The organism is Actinomadura miaoliensis (assembly GCF_039536785.1).
GTDB classification, from domain to species: Bacteria; Actinomycetota; Actinomycetes; order Streptosporangiales; family Streptosporangiaceae; genus Spirillospora; species Spirillospora miaoliensis.
In genome coordinates, this window is record NZ_BAAAZG010000029.1 from 14,763 (window position 1) to 35,130 (window position 20,368).

The 20,368-nt window shown below is 72.7% G+C and carries 16 protein-coding genes; 9 read left to right on the forward strand and 7 right to left on the reverse strand.

All coding sequences use genetic code 11. The features are described 5' to 3' along the window. The coding region (locus ABD811_RS21795; protein WP_344950635.1) for an ATP-binding protein at positions 1-572 on the reverse strand (572 nt) is incomplete at its 3' end. A gap of 420 nt (positions 573-992) precedes the next feature. On the opposite strand from ABD811_RS21795, the gene ABD811_RS21800 reads away from it, so the two are divergent. The 3 genes from ABD811_RS21800 (at position 993) to ABD811_RS21810 (ending at position 7,245) form a co-directional block, all read left to right on the forward strand. Then, entirely contained in the window at positions 993-5,252 is a 4,260-nt protein-coding gene (locus ABD811_RS21800; protein ID WP_344950637.1) for a HAMP domain-containing protein, read from the forward strand. A 156-nt stretch (positions 5,253-5,408) separates the two neighbouring features. Then, positions 5,409-6,035 carry a response regulator gene (locus ABD811_RS21805; RefSeq protein WP_344950640.1) on the forward strand — a complete coding sequence of 209 codons (627 nt, stop codon included), beginning with the start codon at positions 5,409-5,411 and terminating at the stop codon, positions 6,033-6,035. Positions 6,036-6,195: 160 nt separating this feature from the next. Then, positions 6,196-7,245 carry a sulfite exporter TauE/SafE family protein gene (locus tag ABD811_RS21810; protein WP_344950643.1) on the forward strand — a complete coding sequence of 350 codons (1,050 nt, stop codon included), beginning with the start codon at positions 6,196-6,198 and terminating at the stop codon, positions 7,243-7,245. Positions 7,246-7,351: 106 nt separating this feature from the next. Here ABD811_RS21810 and gltX read toward each other — a convergent pair whose 3' ends face one another. Continuing rightward, entirely contained in the window at positions 7,352-8,758 is a 1,407-nt protein-coding gene (gene gltX, locus ABD811_RS21815) for a glutamate--tRNA ligase (RefSeq protein WP_344950647.1), read from the reverse strand. Positions 8,759-8,812: 54 nt separating this feature from the next. Next, positions 8,813-9,400: a TIGR03086 family metal-binding protein gene (locus tag ABD811_RS21820; protein WP_344950650.1), complete on the reverse strand. Its 588-nt coding sequence runs from the start codon at positions 9,398-9,400 to the stop codon at positions 8,813-8,815. A gap of 152 nt (positions 9,401-9,552) precedes the next feature. On the opposite strand from ABD811_RS21820, the gene ABD811_RS21825 reads away from it, so the two are divergent. Next, the gene (locus ABD811_RS21825) at positions 9,553-10,179 is read left to right on the forward strand and encodes an NUDIX hydrolase (protein ID WP_344950653.1); all 627 of its coding nucleotides are present in this window, start codon (positions 9,553-9,555) and stop codon (positions 10,177-10,179) included. A gap of 3 nt (positions 10,180-10,182) precedes the next feature. Here ABD811_RS21825 and ABD811_RS21830 read toward each other — a convergent pair whose 3' ends face one another. Further along, positions 10,183-11,211, reverse strand: coding sequence for a methyltransferase (locus ABD811_RS21830; protein ID WP_344950656.1), 1,029 nt, complete (start codon positions 11,209-11,211; stop codon positions 10,183-10,185). Between the two features lie 314 nt (positions 11,212-11,525). Between ABD811_RS21830 and ABD811_RS21835 the strand changes: the two genes are divergently transcribed. Further along, entirely contained in the window at positions 11,526-12,170 is a 645-nt protein-coding gene (locus tag ABD811_RS21835; protein ID WP_344950659.1) for an HNH endonuclease family protein, read from the forward strand. Positions 12,171-12,266: 96 nt separating this feature from the next. Here the strand turns inward: ABD811_RS21835 and ABD811_RS21840 are convergent, their stop codons facing one another. Then, positions 12,267-12,767, reverse strand: coding sequence for an HAD domain-containing protein (locus tag ABD811_RS21840; protein ID WP_344950662.1), 501 nt, complete (start codon positions 12,765-12,767; stop codon positions 12,267-12,269). A 170-nt stretch (positions 12,768-12,937) separates the two neighbouring features. Between ABD811_RS21840 and ABD811_RS21845 the strand changes: the two genes are divergently transcribed. The 3 genes from ABD811_RS21845 to ABD811_RS21855 all read left to right on the forward strand — a co-directional run bounded on the left by ABD811_RS21845 (position 12,938) and on the right by ABD811_RS21855 (position 16,259). Further along, positions 12,938-14,443: an amino acid permease gene (locus tag ABD811_RS21845; RefSeq protein ID WP_344950664.1), complete on the forward strand. Its 1,506-nt coding sequence runs from the start codon at positions 12,938-12,940 to the stop codon at positions 14,441-14,443. 19 nt (positions 14,444-14,462) lie between these two features. After that, positions 14,463-15,341 (forward strand): class II glutamine amidotransferase, encoded by an 879-nt coding sequence (locus ABD811_RS21850; protein WP_344950667.1) that lies wholly within the window; start codon positions 14,463-14,465, stop codon positions 15,339-15,341. Positions 15,342-15,437: 96 nt separating this feature from the next. Further along, on the forward strand, positions 15,438-16,259 hold the full coding sequence (locus ABD811_RS21855; RefSeq protein WP_344950670.1) for a PIG-L family deacetylase: 822 nt from the start codon (positions 15,438-15,440) through the stop codon (positions 16,257-16,259). Positions 16,260-16,359: 100 nt separating this feature from the next. Here ABD811_RS21855 and ABD811_RS21860 read toward each other — a convergent pair whose 3' ends face one another. After that, a complete protein-coding gene (locus tag ABD811_RS21860; protein ID WP_344950673.1) occupies positions 16,360-17,541 on the reverse strand; it encodes an ARPP-2 domain-containing protein in 1,182 nt (393 codons plus the stop codon). Next, the gene (locus ABD811_RS21865; protein ID WP_344950675.1) at positions 17,538-18,989 is read right to left on the reverse strand and encodes a vWA domain-containing protein; all 1,452 of its coding nucleotides are present in this window, start codon (positions 18,987-18,989) and stop codon (positions 17,538-17,540) included. Before ABD811_RS21865 ends, ABD811_RS21860 begins: the two co-directional genes overlap by 4 nt. Before the next feature lie 191 nt (positions 18,990-19,180). Here ABD811_RS21865 and ABD811_RS21870 point away from each other — a divergent pair, with 191 nt between their 5' ends. Next, on the forward strand, positions 19,181-20,248 hold the full coding sequence (locus tag ABD811_RS21870; RefSeq protein ID WP_344950678.1) for a phosphotransferase family protein: 1,068 nt from the start codon (positions 19,181-19,183) through the stop codon (positions 20,246-20,248). The last annotated feature ends 120 nt before the right edge of the window (positions 20,249-20,368 follow it).

A 20,368-nucleotide genomic window follows, 5' to 3' on the forward strand; every position in this document is an offset into this window, starting at 1 on the left:
ATGGCCGCGCCCGCGCCGACGGCGCCCATCCGCTCCATCAGGTCGGTGGCCCAGCCCGCGATGCCGCCGGTCGGCTCGGCGGCGCCGCCCGCCGCACCGGACGTCGCAGCGGTCGTGGTGGCGGCGTCCTCGGGGTCGGGGCCGGTGTCGGTCTCGTCGCCGGCGCGGGGCAGGCGGAACCACACGCCCTTGCTGCGCCGGTCGTAGGTGACGCCCCAGGACGCCGACAGGGCCGCGATCGACGGCAGGCCGCGGCCGCTGGAGGCCTCCATGCCGGGCATCTCGATGACGCGGGTGGGGTGGCGGTCGCGGACCTCGATCTGGATCTCGCCGTCGGTGAGATGGCAGACCACCTCGAACGAGGTGCCCGCGTAGGCGACGGCGTTGGTGGCCAGCTCACTGGTGGCGAGCACGGCGTCGTCGACGGCCTGGTCCATGTGCCAGCCGGTCAGCACCCGGCGGACGAACCGCCGGGCCTCCGCCACGGACGTGGCGGCACAGGGGAAGGTGGCCGACACCGTCTGCGCCGAGGCCGGTCGCGCCGTGTGCGCCGCCGCCGTCTGCCGATCCAACAGTCGTTCCTCACTTCGAGCTTGCACGGGGCCCGGCTATCGTGACAGACGGGTTCGCCGTCCGGCCAGGAGAGGTCCCGCCACCGGCGGGATCCGGACGGGCGGTCCCGACGGCGGGGCCCGGCCGCGGCACCCGGGCCGCCGGGGAGCGGGGGGACTTCCGGGACATATCCCGGCCCGGCGGACGGAAGCGGCCAGGCCGCCACAACACGACAGACCGTAACACGAAGACTACGAGGCAGCCCCCGCCGCGTCGTGTCATACCCCCGTCCGGGCCGGCTACCGGGCCCGATCCGCGCCTGGCCGTGCGTTCTTGGCGGCGATACCGGCGGTGCGGAACGTAAAGTACAGGTGCGGCCACGCCAGAAGGTGTCCGTCGTTCCCGGGTACCCATATCGCGGGCCAGGAGGATGAAACAGCATGCCCCGAACCGCTCCCCGTTCGCTGAGCCATCGCAACGGGTCTCACGACACCACCCCGCGCTACAGCGACGCCGACCTGGCACCCCTGCTGAAAGCGCTGGCGGCGGTGCGGGACGGCAAGCTCCGCAACGAGCTTGACGTGCCGGGTGAGGGCGCCGTGGCGCAGGCCGCGGCGATCCTGGAGGAGATCCGCGAGAACGGCGAGCACATCGCCTCCGGCCTGTCGCGGGTGCGGCGTGAGATCGGCCGAGAGGGGCAGCTGCGCGGGCGGCTGCGGCCCGGGGCGCTCAAGGGCACCTGGGGCAGCGCGGTCGAGGACGCCAACGCGATCATCGACAAGCTCACCGACCTGGCCACCGGCATCCACAAGGTGGTGGAGGCGGTGGCGGCGGGCGACCTGAACCAGCGCGTGGAGCTGCGGGTCGGCGGGCGGCCGATGCGCGGGGAGCTGCTGCGCATGGCCCGGTCGGCCAACTCGATGGTGGAGCTGCTGGACCAGTTCACCTGGGAGGTCACCCAGTTCGCCCGGGAGGTCGGCACCGAGGGACGGCTGGGCGGCAAGGCGTCGGCGCGCGGCATGACCGGCCGCTGGCGGGACGTCACCGCGGCGGTGAACCTGATGGCCGACCGGCTGACCTCGCAGGTCCGCGACATCGCCGAGGTGACCACGGCGGTCGCCAAGGGCGACCTGACCCGCAAGGTCACGGTGGAGGCCACCGGTGAGCTGCAGGAGCTGAAGCTCACCGTGAACACCATGGTCGACCAGCTGTCGGCGTTCGCCGACGAGGTCACCCGGGTGGCCCGCGAGGTCGGCACCGAGGGGCAGCTGGGCGGGCAGGCCAACGTGCGGGGCGTCAGCGGAGTCTGGAAGGACCTCACCGACAACGTCAACGCCATGGCCAACAACCTGACCTCGCAGGTGCGCAACATCGCCCAGGTCACCACGGCGGTGGCCGAGGGCGACCTGGGCAAGAAGATCACGGTGGACGCGCAGGGCGAGATCCTGCAGCTCAAGCTGACGGTCAACCAGATGGTCGACACCCTGTCGGCGTTCGCCGACGAGGTCACCCGCGTCGCCCGGGAGGTCGGCACCGAGGGCCGGCTGGGCGGCCAGGCCCGGGTGCCGGGCGTGAGCGGCGTGTGGAAGGACCTGACGGCGAACGTCAACGGCATGGCGTCCAACCTGACGTACCAGGTCCGCAACATCGCCCAGGTGACGACGGCCGTCGCGCAGGGCGACCTGACCAAGAAGATCACCGTCGACGCGCAGGGCGAGATCCTCGAGGTCAAGGACACCGTCAACACGATGGTGGACACGCTGTCGGCGTTCGCCGACGAGGTGACCCGCGTCGCCCGCGAGGTCGGCACGGAGGGCCGCCTGGGCGGCCAGGCGCGGGTGCACGGGGTCAGCGGGGTCTGGAAGGACCTCACCGACAACGTCAACTCGATGGCCGGGAACCTGACCACGCAGGTGCGCAACATCGCGCAGGTGACCACCGCCGTCGCGCAGGGCGACCTCACCCGCAAGATCACCGTGGACGCGCAGGGCGAGATCCTGCAGCTCAAGGAGACCATCAACACGATGGTCGACATCCTGTCGGCGTTCGCCGACGAGGTCACCCGCGTCGCCCGCGAGGTCGGCACGGAGGGCCGCCTGGGCGGGCAGGCGATCGTGCCGGGCGCGGGCGGCATGTGGAAGGACCTGACCGACAACGTCAACGGGATGGCGTCCAACCTGACCACCCAGGTCCGCAACATCGCGCAGGTCGCCACGGCGGTGGCACACGGCGACCTGACCCGCCGCATCGACGTCGACGCCCAGGGCGAGCTCCTGGAGCTGAAGACCACGCTGAACACCATGGTCGACACGCTGTCGTCGTTCGCCTCCGAGGTGACCCGGGTCGCCCGGGAGGTCGGCACGGAGGGCCGCCTGGGCGGGCAGGCCGAGGTCGAGGGCGTGTCGGGCACCTGGAAGCGGCTCACCGAGAGCGTCAACGAGCTGGCCAGCAACCTGACCACGCAGGTGCGGGCGATCGGCGAGGTGGCCCGGGCGGTGGCGCGCGGCGACCTGACCCGCTCCATCACCGTGGAGGCGCGCGGGGAGGTGGCCGAGCTCAAGGACAACGTCAACCTGATGGTCGCCACGCTGCGCGAGACCACCCGCGCCAACCAGGAGCAGGACTGGCTGAAGACCAACCTGGCGCGCATCGGCGGGCTCATGCAGGGCCACCGCGACCTCATGCAGGTCGCCGAGCTGATCATGAGTGAGCTGACCCCGACCGCCAGCGCCCAGTACGGCGCGTTCTACCTGGCCGAGGACCCCGAGGACCGGCCGGACGGCGCGGACGCCGACGACGCCGGGCTGGTGCTGATCGCCGGGTACGGGATCCGCCGCGACCGGATCGGCACGGTGCGGTTCGCCAACGGCGAGGGCCTGGTCGGGCAGGCCGCGCGGGAGCGCCGCACGGTGCTGCTCACCGACGCGCCGCCCGGCTACGTCAAGATCGGCACGGGGCTGGGCGAGGCCGCCCCGGTCAACATCATCGTGCTGCCGATCGTGTTCGAGGACACCGTGCTCGGCGCGATCGAGCTGGCCTCGTTCGGCCGGTTCACCGACGTGCACCTGGCGTTCTTCGACCAGCTGATCGAGACGATCGGGGTGACGCTGAACGCCATCCGCGCCAACACCCGCACCGAGGCGCTGCTGGCCGAGTCCCAGCGGCTGGCGCAGGAGCTCCAGGAACGGTCCGACGAGCTGCAGCGCCAGCAGGGCGAGCTGCGCCACTCCAACACCGAGCTGGAGGAGAAGGCGGCGCTGCTGGCCCAGCAGAACCGCGCGATCGAGATCCAGAACTACCAGATCGAGCAGGCCCGGCGGACCCTGGAGGAACGCGCCGAGCAGCTGGCGATCTCCTCGCGGTACAAGTCGGAGTTCCTGGCGAACATGTCGCACGAGCTGCGCACCCCGCTCAACAGCCTGCTGGTGCTGGCCAAGCTGCTGACCGAGAACGCCGAGGGGAACCTGACCGACAAGCAGGTCGAGTTCGCCCGCACCATCCACGACTCCGGCACCGACCTGCTGGAGCTGATCAACGACATCCTGGACCTGGCCAAGGTCGAGGCCGGGAAGATGGAGGTGCACCTGCAGGAGCTCGGCGTGTCCGCGCTGGTCGACTACGTCGAGGCGACGTTCCGCCCGCTGTCGCAGGACAAGGGCCTGCGGTTCGGCGTGGAGATCGCCCCGGACGTCCCGGCGACGCTGTACACCGACGAGCAGCGGCTGCAGCAGGTGCTGCGCAACCTGCTGTCCAACGCGGTGAAGTTCACCGCCGAGGGCGAGGTGCGGCTGCGCGTGGAACGGGCCGGCGACATGGACTTCACCGTCCCGGCGCTGTGGAACACCCCCGACGTGCTGGCGTTCCGCGTGATCGACACCGGGATCGGGGTGAGCCAGGACAAGCTGCAGGCGATCTTCGAGGCGTTCCAGCAGGCCGACGGCACCACCAGCCGCCGCTACGGCGGCACCGGGCTGGGCCTGTCGATCAGCCGCAACATCGCCCGGCTGCTGGGCGGGGAGATCCACGTGGAGAGCGAGGTGGGCCGCGGCAGCGTGTTCACCCTCTACCTGCCCGTCCAGTTCCCCGCGCAGGACGACCGGCGGCGGCCCGCGCCCGAGGAGCAGGGCGCGGCGGCACCGGCCGTCCGCACCGTCCAGGCGGCGGGAGCGGCCGCGCCGTCCGCCCCGTCCGCGCCGCTGGAGGCCGTGCCGTCCGGCCGCGGCGACGACGTCCCCGCCCGTGAGAGCGCCGGCGACGAGGGCCCGCTGAACGGGGTGCTGCCCGAGCCGCCCGCCGACTTCCTGGACACCGCGTTGTCGGGCCGCAAGGTGCTGATCGTCGACGACGACGTGCGGAACGTGTTCGCGCTGACCAGCGTCCTGGAGGGCTACGGCATGGAGGTGCTGTACGCCGAGGACGGGCAGGCGGGCATCGACCTGCTGCACCGCAACCCGGACGTGGCGCTGGTGCTGATGGACGTGATGATGCCCGGCCTGGACGGCTACGCCACCACCGCCGCGATCCGGGAGATGCCGCAGTTCGCCGAACTGCCGATCATCGTGATCACGGCGAAGGTGATGAAGGGCGACCGAGAGAAGAGCCTGGCCGCGGGCGCCTCGGACTACGTTCCCAAGCCGGTGGACGTCGACCGGCTGCTGGACGTGATGCGGCGCTGGCTGCAGCCGTCGGTGGTTCGCTGACCCGTTCGAGAACATGTCCGCTGAGGGGCGCGGGGACCCGTGGGATGATCGGGGCGGCGGCCGGGCGCGGTGGGGCGGGGCACGCGCCGGCGGCCGGCGCCGTGACCGGGGCGCCGCGGCCCGGCCGGGGGATCGGATCGAGGAGAGAGGCCACGCGTGGACGACAAGGCGAAGATCCTTCTCGTGGACGACCGCGAGGAGAACCTGATCGCGCTCGAGGCCATCCTCAGCTCCCTCGACCAGGACCTGGTGCGTGCCCGCTCCGGCGAGGAGGCGCTCAAGGCGCTGCTGACCGACGAGTACGCGGTGATCCTGCTGGACGTGGTGATGCCCGGCATGGACGGCTTCGAGACCGCCCGCGACATCAAGCGCCGCAAGAAGACCCGCGACGTGCCGATCATTTTCCTCACCGCCGTCGACAGCGACCCCGACTACGCCTTCCGCGGCTACGCCGCCGGGGCGGTGGACTTCATCTCCAAGCCGTTCGACCCGTGGGTGCTGCGCGCCAAGGTGTCGGTGTTCGTGGAGCTGCACAACAAGAACAAGCAGTTGCGCGAGCAGACGGCGCTGCTGCGCGAGCAGGCCGCGATGCTGCGCGACCAGGCCGACCTGCTGCGGGCCCGTCGCGAGGGCCTCGCCGGACGGCTCACGGCCGTCCAGGACCAGCTGGAGGTCGTGGGTAAGCGCCTGCCGCAGAACATGCGGGCCGAGTTCACCGAACTCGAACGCCGTTTCGCCGATCTGCGCTCGGTCCTCGACGCCCCCGGGGAGACCGCTCCCTAGGTCGCCCATCAGGCCTTTCCTGGGCCGATCCCCGGGCCGGCGCTGGGCTCCGCGGCGGTGGCGCGCGTTTCCTGTCCTTCCCGCCACTGACAGGTGCCCTCCGGGCCAGGCTTGGCGACGGCCGGTGCCGGGGACGGTACGGCTGCGGGAGGAGATGCCCATGGACGCTCCCGCGCTCTTCGCCGCCGGCGCCGCCACCGGGCTGCTGGCGGGCGTCACCACCTGCGCGGCCGTGCAGCTCGGCCTGCTGACGGGTGCGATACGCGACACCGAACGGCCGTCCGGGCCCGTGGCCGCGTTCCTGACCGCCCGGCTCGGCGCCCACACCTGCCTGGGGGCCGTCCTGGGCATGGTCGGCGGCGCGGTCCAGCCCGGCCCCCGCGTACGCGGCGCCCTGCTGGCCCTGGCGGCGGTGGCGCTGCTGCTGTTCGCCCTCGACCTGCTCGGCGTCCGCCCGGTACGGCGCCTCCTCCCCCGCCACGGCGACACGTGCCACGCCCCTGCGGCCGGCGCCGCGTCTGCCGAGGTGGACAGGCCGTCCTGTCACGCCGCGGGCTCCCCGGGCGCGGACGGGTCCGCGCCGTCGACGCGGCGCCCGGGAAGCGGGTCGCGATGGCGGCCGGCGGCGCTGGGGGCGGCCACCGTGCTGCTGCCCTGCGGCCTGACCCTGTCGGCCGAGCTGATGGCGGTCGCGTCCCGCTCCCCCGTCGGCGGCGCCGCCGTGATGGCCGGGTTCGTGATGGGCGGCGCGCCGGTGTTCGGCCTGGTGGGCGTCGCGCTCGGCCGCCTGCGCGGCCGCCTGACGCCCCTGGTGGCGGTGGCGCTGCTGGCCGTCGCGGGCTGGACGCTGCTGTCCGGGCTGCGCCTGGGCGGCTGGATGCCCGCGGGCGGGGGCGGTGACACGGCCGCGGCGGACGCGTCAGCGGTGCACGTGGACGCCTCCGGCAGGCAGATCGTCACCATATGGGCGCTCGACCGCGGCTACCGCCCCGCCGTGGTGGCGGCCCGCGCCGGGGTGCCCACCGTGCTCGTCCTGCGCACCGCCGACACGCGCGGTCACACCCGCGCCTTCACCATCCCCTCCCGCGACGTGGACATCGTGCTCCCCGTCAACGGCGACACCCGTGTCGACCTGGGCGCCCCCAGGGCCGGGCGGCTCAACTTCGTCTGCGCGTCCGGCCACTACCCGGGCTCGATCACCTTCCGCTGACCCGACAGGAGATCACGGCGGCGGCTGCGGTCGTGATGCCATGGGGCAGGCATGCGCGCCCGGCGGGCGGGCTGGGCCCTCCCGCCGGGACGCCGGGCGCCGGGGGCTACGAGCCGGATGCGGCGGCGAGGCGGGCGCGGGCGGCGGCGATGCGGGCGAGGGTGCGCTCGCGGCCGAGGATCTCCAGGGACTCGAACAGCGGCAGGCCCACGGTGCGGCCGGTGACGGCGACGCGGACGGGCGCCTGCGCCTTGCCGAGCTTGAGGCCGTGCGCCGCGCCGACCTGCTCCAGGCGGGTCTTGAGCTCGTCGGTCTCCCAGGGCGCGTCGCGGTAGGCCTCCTCGGCGGCGGCCAGGATCTCGGCGGCCGGGCCCTTCATCGCCTTGGTCCAGGACGCCTCGTCGAACGCCGGCTCGTCCAGGAACGCGAAGTCGACCATGGGCACGATCTCCGCCAGGACCCCCACCCGGGTCTGGGCCAGCGGCGCGAGCTCGGCGAACACCGCCGGGTCGACCTCGAACGGGGCGTCCTCCAGGAACGGCAGGCACGCGGCGGCGAACTCGTCGGCCGACAGCGCGCGGATGTACTCGCCGTTGAACGCGCGCAGCTTCTTGACGTCGAAGAACGCCGGGGAGGTGTTGACGTCCTCGATCCGGAACTCCTCGACGATCTCGTCCCAGGGGACGATCTCGCGGTCGCCCGACGGCGCCCAGCCCAGCAGCATCAGGTAGTTGCGCATCGCCTCGGCCAGGTAGCCCTCGGCGCGGTAGTCCTCCAGGGCGACCTTGTCGCGCCGCTTGGACAGCTTCTGCCGCTTCTCGTTGACGATCACCGGGACGTGCGCCCACACCGGCGGCTCGGCGCCCAGCGCCTCCCACAGCAGCTGCTGCTTGGGGGCGTTGGGCAGGTGCTCCTCACCGCGCACCACGTGCGTGATGCCCTGGCTGATGTCGTCGACGGCGTTGGCCAGCAGGAACGTCACCGACCCGTCGCCGCGGGCGATGACGAAGTCCTCCAGCACGGCGTTGTCGAACTCGGGCTTGCCGCGCAGCAGGTCGACGACGGCGGTCTGGCCCTCGTCGGGGGTGCGGAACCGCAGCGCCCGTCCCGGCCCCGGCTCCAGTCCGCGGTCGCGGCAGTACCCGTCGTAGCCCCGGGACTGGCCGTCGGCGCGGGCGACGACGTCCTCGCGGGTGCAGTCGCAGTAGTACGCCCGGCCCTGCTCGCGCAGCCGGGTGGCCGCCTCGCGGTGCCTGTCGGCGTTGGCGGACTGGAAGTAGGGGCCCTCGTACTCCTCGCCGTCGATGCCCAGCCAGGCCAGGGCGCGGATGATGCCCTCGGTCCACTCGGGCTTGTTGCGGGAGGCGTCGGTGTCCTCGATCCGCAGCACCAGCGTCCCGCCCGACTGTTTGGCCATCACCCAGTTGAACAGTGCGGAGCGGGCCCCGCCCACGTGGAACATGCCGGTGGGCGACGGTGCGAAACGAACACGGATCGAAGAGGCGGAAGACATGCCTCCAAGCCTAGTGGGGCCGCGGCGCGCCGCCGACTCGAGCACGGCCCGCCGCTACGACCGCCGCGGTTCCCAGTGCGGATCGCGTCCGGTCAGGCCGAGCAGCCGGTCGAACAGCGGGGCCGTGCCGGGGACCGCCACCTCCGGGCCGAACGCCCCGTACTTGCGGCCGGTGTCCGCCGTGCGCTCGATGTGCTCATAGGCGGCGCGGACCACGTCGTCGCGGAAGGCGGTGCGCTGCCCGGTGGCGGCGGCCAGGTCCCAGCCGTGCAGCACGCACTCGACGAACACGATGCCGCCGATGAACGTCGCGGGCATGTCGCCCTGGCCGGTGAGGTTGGTCGTGCCCTCCCACGCGGCCGGTTCCGACCACGCCTCGGCGGCCTTGTGGACGTGAGCGGCGTACAGCTCGGCCCAGTCGCCGTCGGCGGTGAAGTCGTGGTCCGGGCCGGGCTCGGCGGGGGGCGGCAGCTTGTGCGCGGCGCCCTCGGCCCGTCCGCTCCAGAAGATCATGTGGTTGACCAGCGCCCGGACGTCCCAGTCCGGGCAGGGCGTCGGCGCGTCCAGCCGGTCGGCGGGCACGGCCCGCATGACGCGGGCGGCCGCCTCGGCGGCGGGCACCATCAGCGTGCGCATCGTCATCGAGGTCTCCTTCCGAACAGGCGTCACCACGTTAGACGGCGGCACCGACGTTTTCTTGGAGGAATGCGACACGATCACGGCGGCGCCCGCCCTGTCGCCCGCCCTGTCGCCCGGCCTGTCGCCCGGCACGAGTCGCCTGGCACGATCGGGACATGAGCGATCCACTCGGCAACCTGGCGGCCTTCCGGGAGAGCGCCGCGCCACGGCTGCGGGGCTTCTCCCACACGACGGTCCCCGACTCCCCCGGGCTGCGGCGCGCCGGGGTGGTGGTGTGCGTGCTGGAGCACGACGGCGCCCTGTCGGTGGTGCTCATCAGGCGCGCCTACCGTGGGCGGAACGCGGGTCAGTGGGGCCTGCCGGGGGGAGGTGTGGACGCGGGCGAGACCCCGGTCGAGGCGGCGTTGCGGGAGCTGCGCGAGGAGGTCGGCCTGGAGGCGGAGCCTGAGGACGTCCTGGGCAGGCTGGACGACTTCCCGGCCACGTCCGGGTTCGCCATCACGCCCGTTGTCGTGGCGTTGGACTCCCCAGGCCCCCTGCGTCCCGACCCGGACGAGGTGCACTCGATCCACCTGGTGACGTTGCGGAGGCTGGCCGCGGACGACACCCCCCGCTGGGTCCCCCAACTGGACGGCGGGCGCCTGCTCCAGATGCGCCTGGGGCCCGACTGGGTCGTGCACGCGCCGACCGGGGCGATGCTCTGGCAGTTCCGCGAGGTGGTGCTGCTGGGGCGGGAGGTGCGGGTCGCCGGCCTCATCCAGCCCGACTGGACCCGCACCTGACCCTCATGGCCGCGGGGCCGCCTCGACGGGAGCCGCCTCGATGATCCGGTAGGTGGTGGGCTCCAGCCGGTCGGACACCGACACCGGCCGCAGCCCGGCCGCGGCGAGCAGGTCGCGGAACTCGGCCTCGGTCCGTTCCCGGCCGCCGGTGGCGACGAGCATGTTCACGTCGCTCATGAGCGCCCCGCGGAACTCGGGCGTGACCAGGGGCGGCAGGACCGGCTCCACGATCAGCACGCGCGCGCCGGGCGTCATCGCGGCGCGGCAGGTGCGCAGGACGGCGGCGGCCTTCTCGTCGTCCCAGTCGTGGATCACGCTCTTGAGGAGGTAGGCGTCGGCGCCCTCGGGGACGGCCTCGAAGAAGTCGCCCGGGACCACCTCGCAACGGTCGGCGACGCCTGCCCCCTCCAGGGTCCGCCCGGCTCGTTCCAACGCCGCGGGCAGGTCGAACAGCACGCCTCTGAGGCCGGGCACGGCGCTCATGATCTCGGCCAGCAGCGTGCCGTTGCCGCCGCCGAGGTCGGCGATCGTGCGGTAGCGGCCGAAGTCGTGCGCCTTGACGACGGCGGGGGCGACGTCGCGCGTGCCCTCGGCCATGGCGGCGTTGAACGTCGCCGACAGTTCGGGGTTGCGTGCGAAGTACTCGAAGGGGGTCCCGCCGGTCACCCGCTCCCAGGCGTACTCGCCGGTGCGCACGGTCTCGGTCAGCTCCCCCCAGGACCGCCACACCTCCGGAGCGCAGAACAGGCCGACCAGTCCGCGGATGGAGTCGGGGACGTCGCCGCGCAGCCGCCGGCCCTCGTCCGTCAGGGCGAAGCGGTCCGGCTCCGGCTGCCGTACGGCGCCGAGCACGGTGAGCGCGCGGAGCAGCCGCAGCAGCGACGGCGCGTGCGTGCCGGTCCGCTCGGCGAGTTCCCCGGCGGTGCGGGGGCCGTCGGCGAGAGCGTCGGCCAGACGCAGTTCGGCGGCCGTGTAGATGATCTGCGCGGGCATGAAGCCGAACGCCATGTCCAGCAGCGGCGATCGCGCCATGGTCCTCTCCTTTGCTCCGGGTGACCTTGTGTTTTCCCAGGTCGGGTAGGTGACACGGAGGTTAGGGGCGCGGCGGGGGCGGCGTCTTGGACGAATGACACCCCGCCGCGTCGGGCCTTGGACCATGCGCGGTGACATATCTGGCCACAACGGGCGCGCGCCCGAGGGTGCGGCAGGAACATTTCCTCCGCTTGGCGTCAATGGCGGACTGTCACCGGATCAACGCCCGGCTCGTTACCAATCAGACAATCACTGTTTTATCGCCTTAATTAACACTAGTGGGTGACTCCAGTCCCTGACGCCAGGAGAACCCCATGCGCCACAGAAGGCCCGCTTTCACCGCCGCCACCGTCGCCCTCGCCGGGGCCGCCGCGTTCGTCACCGCGCTGCCCGCCCCGCCCGCCTTCGCGGCGCCGCCGCCCCCGCCCGACAAGAGCACCTCCGTGTCGCACCTGGCCGCGCTGCGCGTCGCCTCCGAGGGGTCCTCCAGCGGCTACAGCCGTGACAAGTTCCCCCACTGGACCACCGTCTCCGGCACCTGCAACACCCGCGAGGAGGTGCTCAAGCGGGACGGCAGCAACGTCCAGGTCGGCACGAACTGCTACCCCACCTCCGGGTCGTGGGTCAGCCCGTACGACGGGGCCACCTGGACCAACCCGTCCGACATCGACATCGACCACATGGTGCCTCTGGCCGAGGCGTGGCGGTCGGGGGCGAGCAACTGGACGACCAGCCTCCGCCAGCAGTTCGCCAACGACCTGACCAGCTCGCAGCTGTGGGCGGTCACCGACAACGTCAACCAGGAGAAGGGCGACAAGGACCCGGCCGAGTGGAGGCCGCCGCTCACCTCGTTCCACTGCATGTACGCCCGCTCCTGGATCGACGTGAAGTACCGCTACGACCTCAGCGTCGACAGCGCCGAGAAGTCGGCCCTGACGCGTCTGCTCGACACCTGCTGACCCTCCCCCAGGCGAGGCCCCGGCCGCACCGTGTGCACTCCCGGCCGGGGCCTCGCCCTTGTCCGGGGTCAGCGCGGCGGTGTCGGCCAGGGAGCGTCAGCGGGGCAGGGCGTGCAGCCAGTCGCGGGCCTGGTCGAGGTGCTCCTCGGAGAGCCCCCGCCTCGGGTCGACGGCGACGAGCAGGTGCTCCCCCACGCCGGGTTCCGCCGCGATGCAGTCGGTGGCGTCCGGCTCGTCCTCGAACCACACGAAGGGCCGTCCCTCCACCCACCGCGCCACGTGCCGGGCCTTCCACGAGCCGAGCGTGACGCCGTTGCCGGCGCCCGGGAACGGGGGGATCGGTACGAACGGCAGGTTCGGCAGCCCCACCCTGGGGGCGATCCAGACGTTGGCCTCGTCGCACCAGTAGCTCGCCCATGCCAGTTCGGCGCCCGTGGCGCGGGCGAGGTCCCGCAGCATGGGGCCGTGACGTGAGTTGAGCCAGAGCCGGTAGGTGACGCCGTTGGGCGAACAGCGGTGTCCGCGGTAATCGCGCGCGGGTCGCTCGAACGGGTTCAGCACACCGTCCACGTCGAGCAGCACCAGAGGCGTCGCCATGACAGGACCGTAGGGCATCGGCGTCCCGGCCGTCGACGAAGCGTCCCAAGAACCGATCTTCTGCACCTTCCCGGCATTTTAGGCGGCCCGTTTTGACATGTTTGGGTCTCTTATCCGAAACTGCACCGGGTCCGACGCGGAGACGACCCGTGGGAAGGCGGTAACGACGCGTGAGCGACAACGATCCGCGGGCGGCGCACCCGTCCGCCCGTACCCGGCCGGACACCGCCGCGGCGCACCCCCGCCCCGGCGCCCCGGTGGACGCCGGCGACCTGGGCTACCGCAAGTCCCTGCAGACGCGGCACGTCAACATGATCGCGATCGGCGGGGCCATCGGCACCGGCCTGTTCCTCGGCGCCGGCGGACGGCTGGCCAGCGCGGGCCCCTCCCTGGCCATCGCCTACGCGGTCTGCGGCTTCTTCGCGTTCATGGTGGTGCGCGCACTCGGCGAGCTCGTCCTGTACCGGCCGTCGTCGGGGTCGTTCGTGTCCTACTCGCGGGAGTTCATGGGCGAGAAGGGCGCCTACGTCGCCGGATGGATGCACTTCCTCAACTGGTCGACCACCGGCATCGTCGACATCACCGCCATCGCCCTCTACATCCACTACTGGGACGCCTTCACCCCGATCCCCCAGTGGACGCTCGCCCTGATCGCCCTGGCCGTCGTGCTCACCGTCAACCTGATCTCGGTGCGAATCTTCGGGGAACTGGAGTTCTGGTTCTCCATCGTCAAGGTGGGCGCGCTGGTGGCGTTCATGCTCATCGGCATCGGCCTGCTCGTCACCGGGCACCACGTGGGCGGCCATGACTCGGGCCCGGGGCTGATCTTCCAGCACGGCGGCGTGTTCCCGCACGGCGTGCTGCCCATGCTGGTCGTCATCCAGGGCGTGGTGTTCGCCTACGCCTCCACCGAGCTGGTCGGCGTGGCCGCGGGCGAGACCCAGGACCCCGAACGGGTCATGCCCAAGGCCATCAACTCCATCGTCTGGCGGATCCTGCTGTTCTACGTCGGCTCGGTGGTGCTGCTGGCCATGCTGCTGCCCTGGAACGCCTACTCGGCCGACGAGAGCCCGTTCGTCACCGTGCTGGCGAAGCTGGGCGTCCCCGCGGCGGGCGACGTGATGAACCTGATCGTGGTGACCGCGGCGCTGTCGAGCCTGAACTCCGGGCTGTACTCCACGGGACGGATCCTGCGCTCCCTGGGCGCGGCCGGGTCGGCGCCGCGCTTCACCATGGCGATGAGCCGGTCCCAGGTCCCCTACGGCGGCATCCTGCTGACCTCGGCGATCTGCGTGCTGGGCGTGGGGCTCAACTACTGGGTGCCGTCGCGGGCCTTCGAGATCGTGCTGAACCTCGCGGCCATCGGCATCCTGGGCACCTGGGCGATGATCATGCTGTCCCACCTGCAGTTCGTGCGGCGGGCCCGGCTGGGCCGGGTGCGGCGGCCCGCCTACCGGCTGCCCGGCTCGCCCGTCACCCAGCCGCTCACCCTGGCGTTCCTGCTGGCGGTGGCGGTGCTGATGTGGTTCGACCGGGACGGGGCCGGGCACATGACCGTAATGGCCGTGCCGGCGATCGCCGCGGCGCTGCTCGTCGGCTGGTTCTTCGTCCAGCGCGGGCACCGCGGGCACCCCGGGACGGCGGGCGCGGTGCGCGACCCCGACGCGGCCGAGTGACCTCCGGCAGGGTGAGACCATGTGCCGACTTTTCGGGATGACCACCGGCGGCCCCCGCGTCCGGGCCACGTTCTGGCTGCTGGACGCCCCGCAGAGCCTCAAGGCGCAGAGCCGCCGCATGCCCGACGGCACCGGCCTCGGCTGGTTCTCCCTCGGAGACGAGCCGGTGCGCGACCGGGCGCCGATCGCGGCGTACCAGAACGCCGACTTCGCCTCGCACGCCCGCAACGTGGTGTCGCACACCTTCGTCTCGCACGTCCGGTACGCCTCCGGCACGCCGGTCTCGGTGCACAACGCCCACCCGTTCGACATGAACGACCGGCTGTTCGCGCACAACGGCGTGGTGAAGAGCATGGACGTGCTGGACTCCTGGCTGACGGACGTGGACAAGGCCCTGATGGAGGGGGATACCGACTCCGAGCGGGTGTTCGCCTACGTCACCGCCGAGATCCGCAGGCACGGCGACACCACCGCCGGGCTGGTCGCGGCGATCCGCCGCATCGCCGCCGAACTGCCGGTGTACTCGCTCAACCTGCTGCTGGCCGAGGCGTGCAGGCTGTGGGCGCTGCGCTATCCCGAGCAGAACGAGCTGTGGGTGCTCAAGCCCCGGCTCGGCGGCTTCCGGCACCTGCAGTCCCCGCACGAACCCGGCAGCCTCGACGTGGCCGGCCCGAACGGCGACGGCCGTCACACCGCGCCCGCGTACGTGATCGCCAGCGAGCGGATGGACGACGACCCGGGCTGGCGGCTCCTGGAACCCGGCGAGCTGCTGGTGGTGGACGGCCTGAAGGCCACCTCCATGTTCCCCTTCGCCCCTCTGGCGCACCCGCTGACCAGCGCCGACCTGTCCGCCAGCGAGGCCGCCTCGCAGGCGGAGACCGGGCCGCCCCTGAGCTGACACGCGGCCGCGGCGCCGGACGACGGGCGGCGCCGCGGGCTGCGGGCGGCGAGCGGCGGGCCGGGAATGTCGCAGGCACCGCCTACAGTGGCCGGGGTGAGTGACGAACTGACCCTGATGGCCGTCCACGCCCATCCGGACGACGAGGTGCTCGGCACCGGCGGCGTGCTGGCGCACCACGCCGCCGAGGGCGTCCGCACCGTCCTGGTGACCTGCACCAACGGCGAGCAGGGCGACGACGACAACGGAGCCAAGCCCGGCGAGCCGGGCCACGACGCCGACCGGGTCGCCCGGCGGCGGCTCGCCGAGCTCGACGAGTCCGTGGGCCTGCTCGGTGTCCAGCACCTGGAGCTGCTGGGCTACCGCGACTCGGGCATGGTCGGCTGGTCCACCAACGAGCACCCCGAGGCGTTCGCCAACGTGCCGGTCGAGGACGCGGCGCGGCGGCTGGCGGCGCTGATGGAGCGCTACCGCCCGCAGGTCGTGGTCACCTACGACGAGAACGGCGGCTACGGCCACCCCGACCACATCCAGGCCCACCGCATCACGATGGCCGCCGCCGAGCTCAGCGGCGTCCCGGACAAGCTCTACTACACGGCCGTGCCCCGGTCCGGCGTCGCGCAGCTCACGGAGCACCTGCGGGCGTCCGGTCTCGACATGCCCGACGTGGAGCTGCCCGACGACTTCGGCACCCCCGACGAGCTGATCACCAGTGTGGTGGACGTCTCGGCCTACGCCACCCGCAAGCGCAAGGCCCTGGAGGCCCACGCCAGCCAGGGCGAGAACATCTTCCTGCTGCGCCTGCCCGAGGAGGTCCAGCAGGTGGTCTTCGGCACCGAGGCGTTCGTCCGCCGCTCCAGCCGCGTCGAGGCCCCCGCCCGCGAGGACGACCTGTTCGCAGGACTCCGCCCCGCCTGACCGTTCGCCGGGGCGCCCCCGCGGGCGCAGGCGCCCACCCGACGCCCGGCCGTCGGCTCAAGGCCCGCGCGGTCGGCCGTGGCCTCGCGGCGGCGCGCCCTCAGCGGCGGCGGGTGGCCGGCCGCTGTCCGGAGGCGGGGGTGCGGGCCTGGGCGCGGAAGTGGTCGAGGACGTCCTGGCGTAGCAGGTAGCCGAAGCCCGCCCGTTCCAGGCGCAGCGCCAGCGCCGCCTCGTCCGTGCCGAGGGCGGCGGCGGTGGCGCGCAGGTTCCAGTCGTACTCGGCGAGCCGGGTGAGCAGGTAGCCCCGCCGGGTCTGGGTCTCCGACAGCCGGAAGGTCTTCAGGTACGCCACGCGGGCGTCCCCGTCGGTGATCACCTCGCCGATGTGGTTCTCCCGGCGCGGGGTGAACGACGGCAGGAAGCGCGTCAGCTCGAAGTCGTGCAGCGCCTGGACCGATTGGTACCGGGACATCTGGCCGAACAGCCCGGCCGCCATGACCTCGTCGTGGAAGTCGGCCCACTCGCGGCGGCGCAGCGCGGCCTGGGCCCACAGGTCCGCCGGCGACCGCACCGCCGTGTCGTCGATGCGGACGGGGAACGGCGCGGCGGGCGCGGCGAGCAGCGCGTAGTGGTAGATCAGCTCCCCGAACAGGTCCTCGACGAGCGTGGCGTGCAGCGCGCGGTAGTCGTCGGGGTGCGGCACGACGAACGCGCTGGCCAGGGCGTCGGCCACGTAGACGAGCACGCCGCACTGCCCGTCATGGATCTCGAAGATCCGCAGGGCGTCGTCGAGCCCCTGGACGAGGTGCCCGGTGTAGGCCTCCTCGGCACGCGGCGACAGCCCCCGGGAGACGGCGCGGCGGGAGTACTCCTCCCAGACGATCTCGGGGCCGCCGAAGTGGAGCGCCAGGTACCCCTCCACGGCCAGGTGCAGCGGCAGGAACCGCAGGCGGGTGCGGTCGGCCCGCCGCGCCATGCGCCGCGTCATCCTGACCGGAACGCGGGGCGGCGCATGGCCCGCGGTGTCCTTGTCCAGCAGGCGGGTGCCGTAGGAGGCGGCGGCCTCGCCGTCCTGCCAGGTGGCGACGAACGCGTGCGGGATGAAGTAGGAGGTGTAGAAGGAGCCGTCGCCCACGTCCACGACCGTGGGCTTGTCCCCGTACGCCTTGCGGTGGAGCCGGAGCCAAGGGACCGGTTCGTCGCGGACCAGCGGCACCAGGCGGAACGTTCCCCATGTCTGGGCGGGACGGGTGTGCAGCCCGTCGAGCCGGAACGCCGTCACGTCTTCTCCAGAAAGCTCTCGACCTGCTCGTCAAGGTGCGCGCGCAGCTCGGCCAGGCCGAGCCGCCCCTCGGAGAAGCGCGCCAGCTCGACCAGCAGGGGCAGGTCCTCGGCGTCGCGGACGCCGACGGCCGGCACCGCCGGGGACAGCCGCCGCACGTCGAAGTCGTCGGCGTCGTAGACGGGGTTCAGGTGGGTGATCTCCACGCGGCCGTCCGGGTCCAGGCGGGTGCGCCATACCCGGAGCACCTCGGCGGCCAGGCCGGGGGGATCGTTGTCCCACCCGTCCGACACGATGACCAGCCGGTCGGGCGCCTCCGTCCCCGGGTGCGGGGCGGGTGCGGCCAGCACGTCGAGGGCGTCGAGGACGCGCTCGCCCAGGGGCGTGGGGCCGTGCGGGTAAAGGAGCAGGGGGTCGGTACGGCCGGACGTCCACAGCGGCCTGTAGTCGGTGGCGAGCGCCTCCAGCAGGTAGTGGCAGGCGAGCGCGACCGCGAGGGGACGGCGGCGCTTCTCGCCCGATCCCACCGTGGAGTAGCTGTCGTCCAGTACCGCGGCGACCCGTCCCCAAGCGCGCGCTCCCGCGACCCGGCGTGCCGCCGCGCGCAGGGCGTCCGTCAGTTCGGCACGGCGTTCGGCTCTTTCGTCCATTGGAAGGGACAGCACGTAGGAGGCGAGCCGGGTCAGCGGCATCGTCCGCAGGTCCGCGCGGACCGCGTCCGCCTTGTGCACGCGCGCGCTTGTCTGCAGACGGAGGCGTTCCAGCCGGGTGAGCTTGGGCGCGATGCGCTCCAGGAACACCTCGTGGGGGATGCCGTGCCTGGCGGCGAATCCCTGCGCGACCGTGTACGGCAGTTCGTAGACGGCGGCCTGCTCGTAGTGGGCGCGGCGCCACGTCTCGAACACGGGCGTGCGGAACGACTTGCGGCTGCGCGGCCTGAACAGGAAGTCGCCCAGCTCGCCGGACAGCGGCAGGTGCGCATGGCGGGCGGCGTCCTTCACCGCGCCCCGGTACTTGACGGCGTCGAACGCCAGGTCGGGGCGCGCGGCCAGCCAGTCGCGGAAGATGGCGCGGACGCGGCGGTTGTTGATCCCGGCGCGGCGCACCTGGCGGAACAGCCGGTAGACGCGCTGCGGCGGCAGCAGTTCCAGGCGCCGGGCGATCAGCCGTCCCTCGATGCGGCGCCGCTGCGGCCCGACCTCGGCGGCGTGCGCCAGCAGGTTCCGGATGATCATCACGGCGTTGTGGTCGTTGACGTCCAGAGCCAGCGCCGCCGCGTACACCTCGCGGTAGTTGGCGAGCATGTAGGCGTGCAGGAAGTCCAGCGACAGCCGCTGCTCGCCCGCGTCGTGGTGGAACTCCCGCTGCCCGGTGGAGGTGATCGCCGCGTTGACGAACATCAGCGCGTCCTCACACGCGATCAGGTCGGCGTGGGTCTCTTCGGTCATGGGCCACCGCTCGGGGTCTGGAGGGCGCCGGCCGGGGAATGAGGGAGCGAGTTGCGAATCATCACTGCAAAGGTGGTGGTCCCGGAAGTCGCACCGGAGTCCCGCGGCCGGCATGCGGCACCGTAACATCACCGCTTGCGCGGATGCGCCCGTTTTTCGGCGCCCGCCGAGGACCGGGGGAAGGACACGTCGTGCAACAGCCCGAGCAGATCGATCCCACGCTGGTCGACTTCGCCGCGCTGGCCGGGTGGATGGACGCCGCCGGGCTGCCGGGCGGCTCGTTCGAGGACGTGGCGCAGCTGACCGGCGGCACCCAGAACGTCCTGGTCCGGTTCCGCCGCGGCGGGCGCGACTACGTTCTGCGGCGCGGGCCCCGGCACCTGCGGCCCCGCATCAACGAGGTGCTGATGCGCGAGGCCCGGGTGCTGTCGGCGCTGGACGGCACCGACGTGCCCGCCCCGCGCGTCATCGCCGCCTGCCCGGACGAGGTGCTCGGCGGTTCGGTGTTCTACCTGATGACGCCGGTGGAGGGATTCAACGCCTCGGTGGAGCTGCCCGAGCGGCACGCCGCCGACCCGGCGGTGCGCCACGAGATGGGGCTCAACGCCGCCCGCGCGCTGGCGGCGCTGGGCGCCGTGGACCACGTCGCGGTGGGCCTGGCCGACTTCGGCAGGCCGGAGGGCTTCCTGGAACGCCAGGTGGGGCGGTGGATGGCGGAGCTGGAGTCCTACGCCGCGCTGGACGGCTACCCCGGCCCGGACATCCCCGGCCTGGGCAAGGTCGCGGGCTGGCTGGAGGCCAACCGTCCGGCGACGTGGCGGCCGGGCGTCCTGCACGGCGACTACCACCTGGCCAACCTGATGTACTCCTACGACGGGCCCCGGGTGGCCGCGATCGTCGACTGGGAGATGTGCACGATCGGCGACCCGCTGCTCGATCTGGGCTGGCTGCTGGCGACCTGGCCGCGCCACGGCGACGCAAGCGCGGCGCTGGCCGGGCCGCTGGGCGCGGCGGGCGGGCTGCCCGGCACCGACGAGCTCGTCGCCGCCTACGCAGAACGCGCCGACGCGGTCGCCGGCCGCGACCTGGCGTCGATCACCTGGTACGCGGTGCTGGCCTGCTTCAAGCTCGGCATCGTCCTGGAGGGCACCCACGCCCGGGCCTTCGCCGGCAAGGCGCCGAAGGAGACCGGCGACCTGCTGCACTCCATCACCCTGGGCCTCTTCCGGCGCGCCCATGCCTTCATCGCCGCCGCCTGACCCGGCGCGGCCACGGACCGTCGTGGGGGTGGCCGGATGGTTACCTTAATGTTTCCGAAATCGGACCGCTCCACAGGGTGACACGCACCTTCCGGAAACCGCGTTCGGATGTCAGCATGA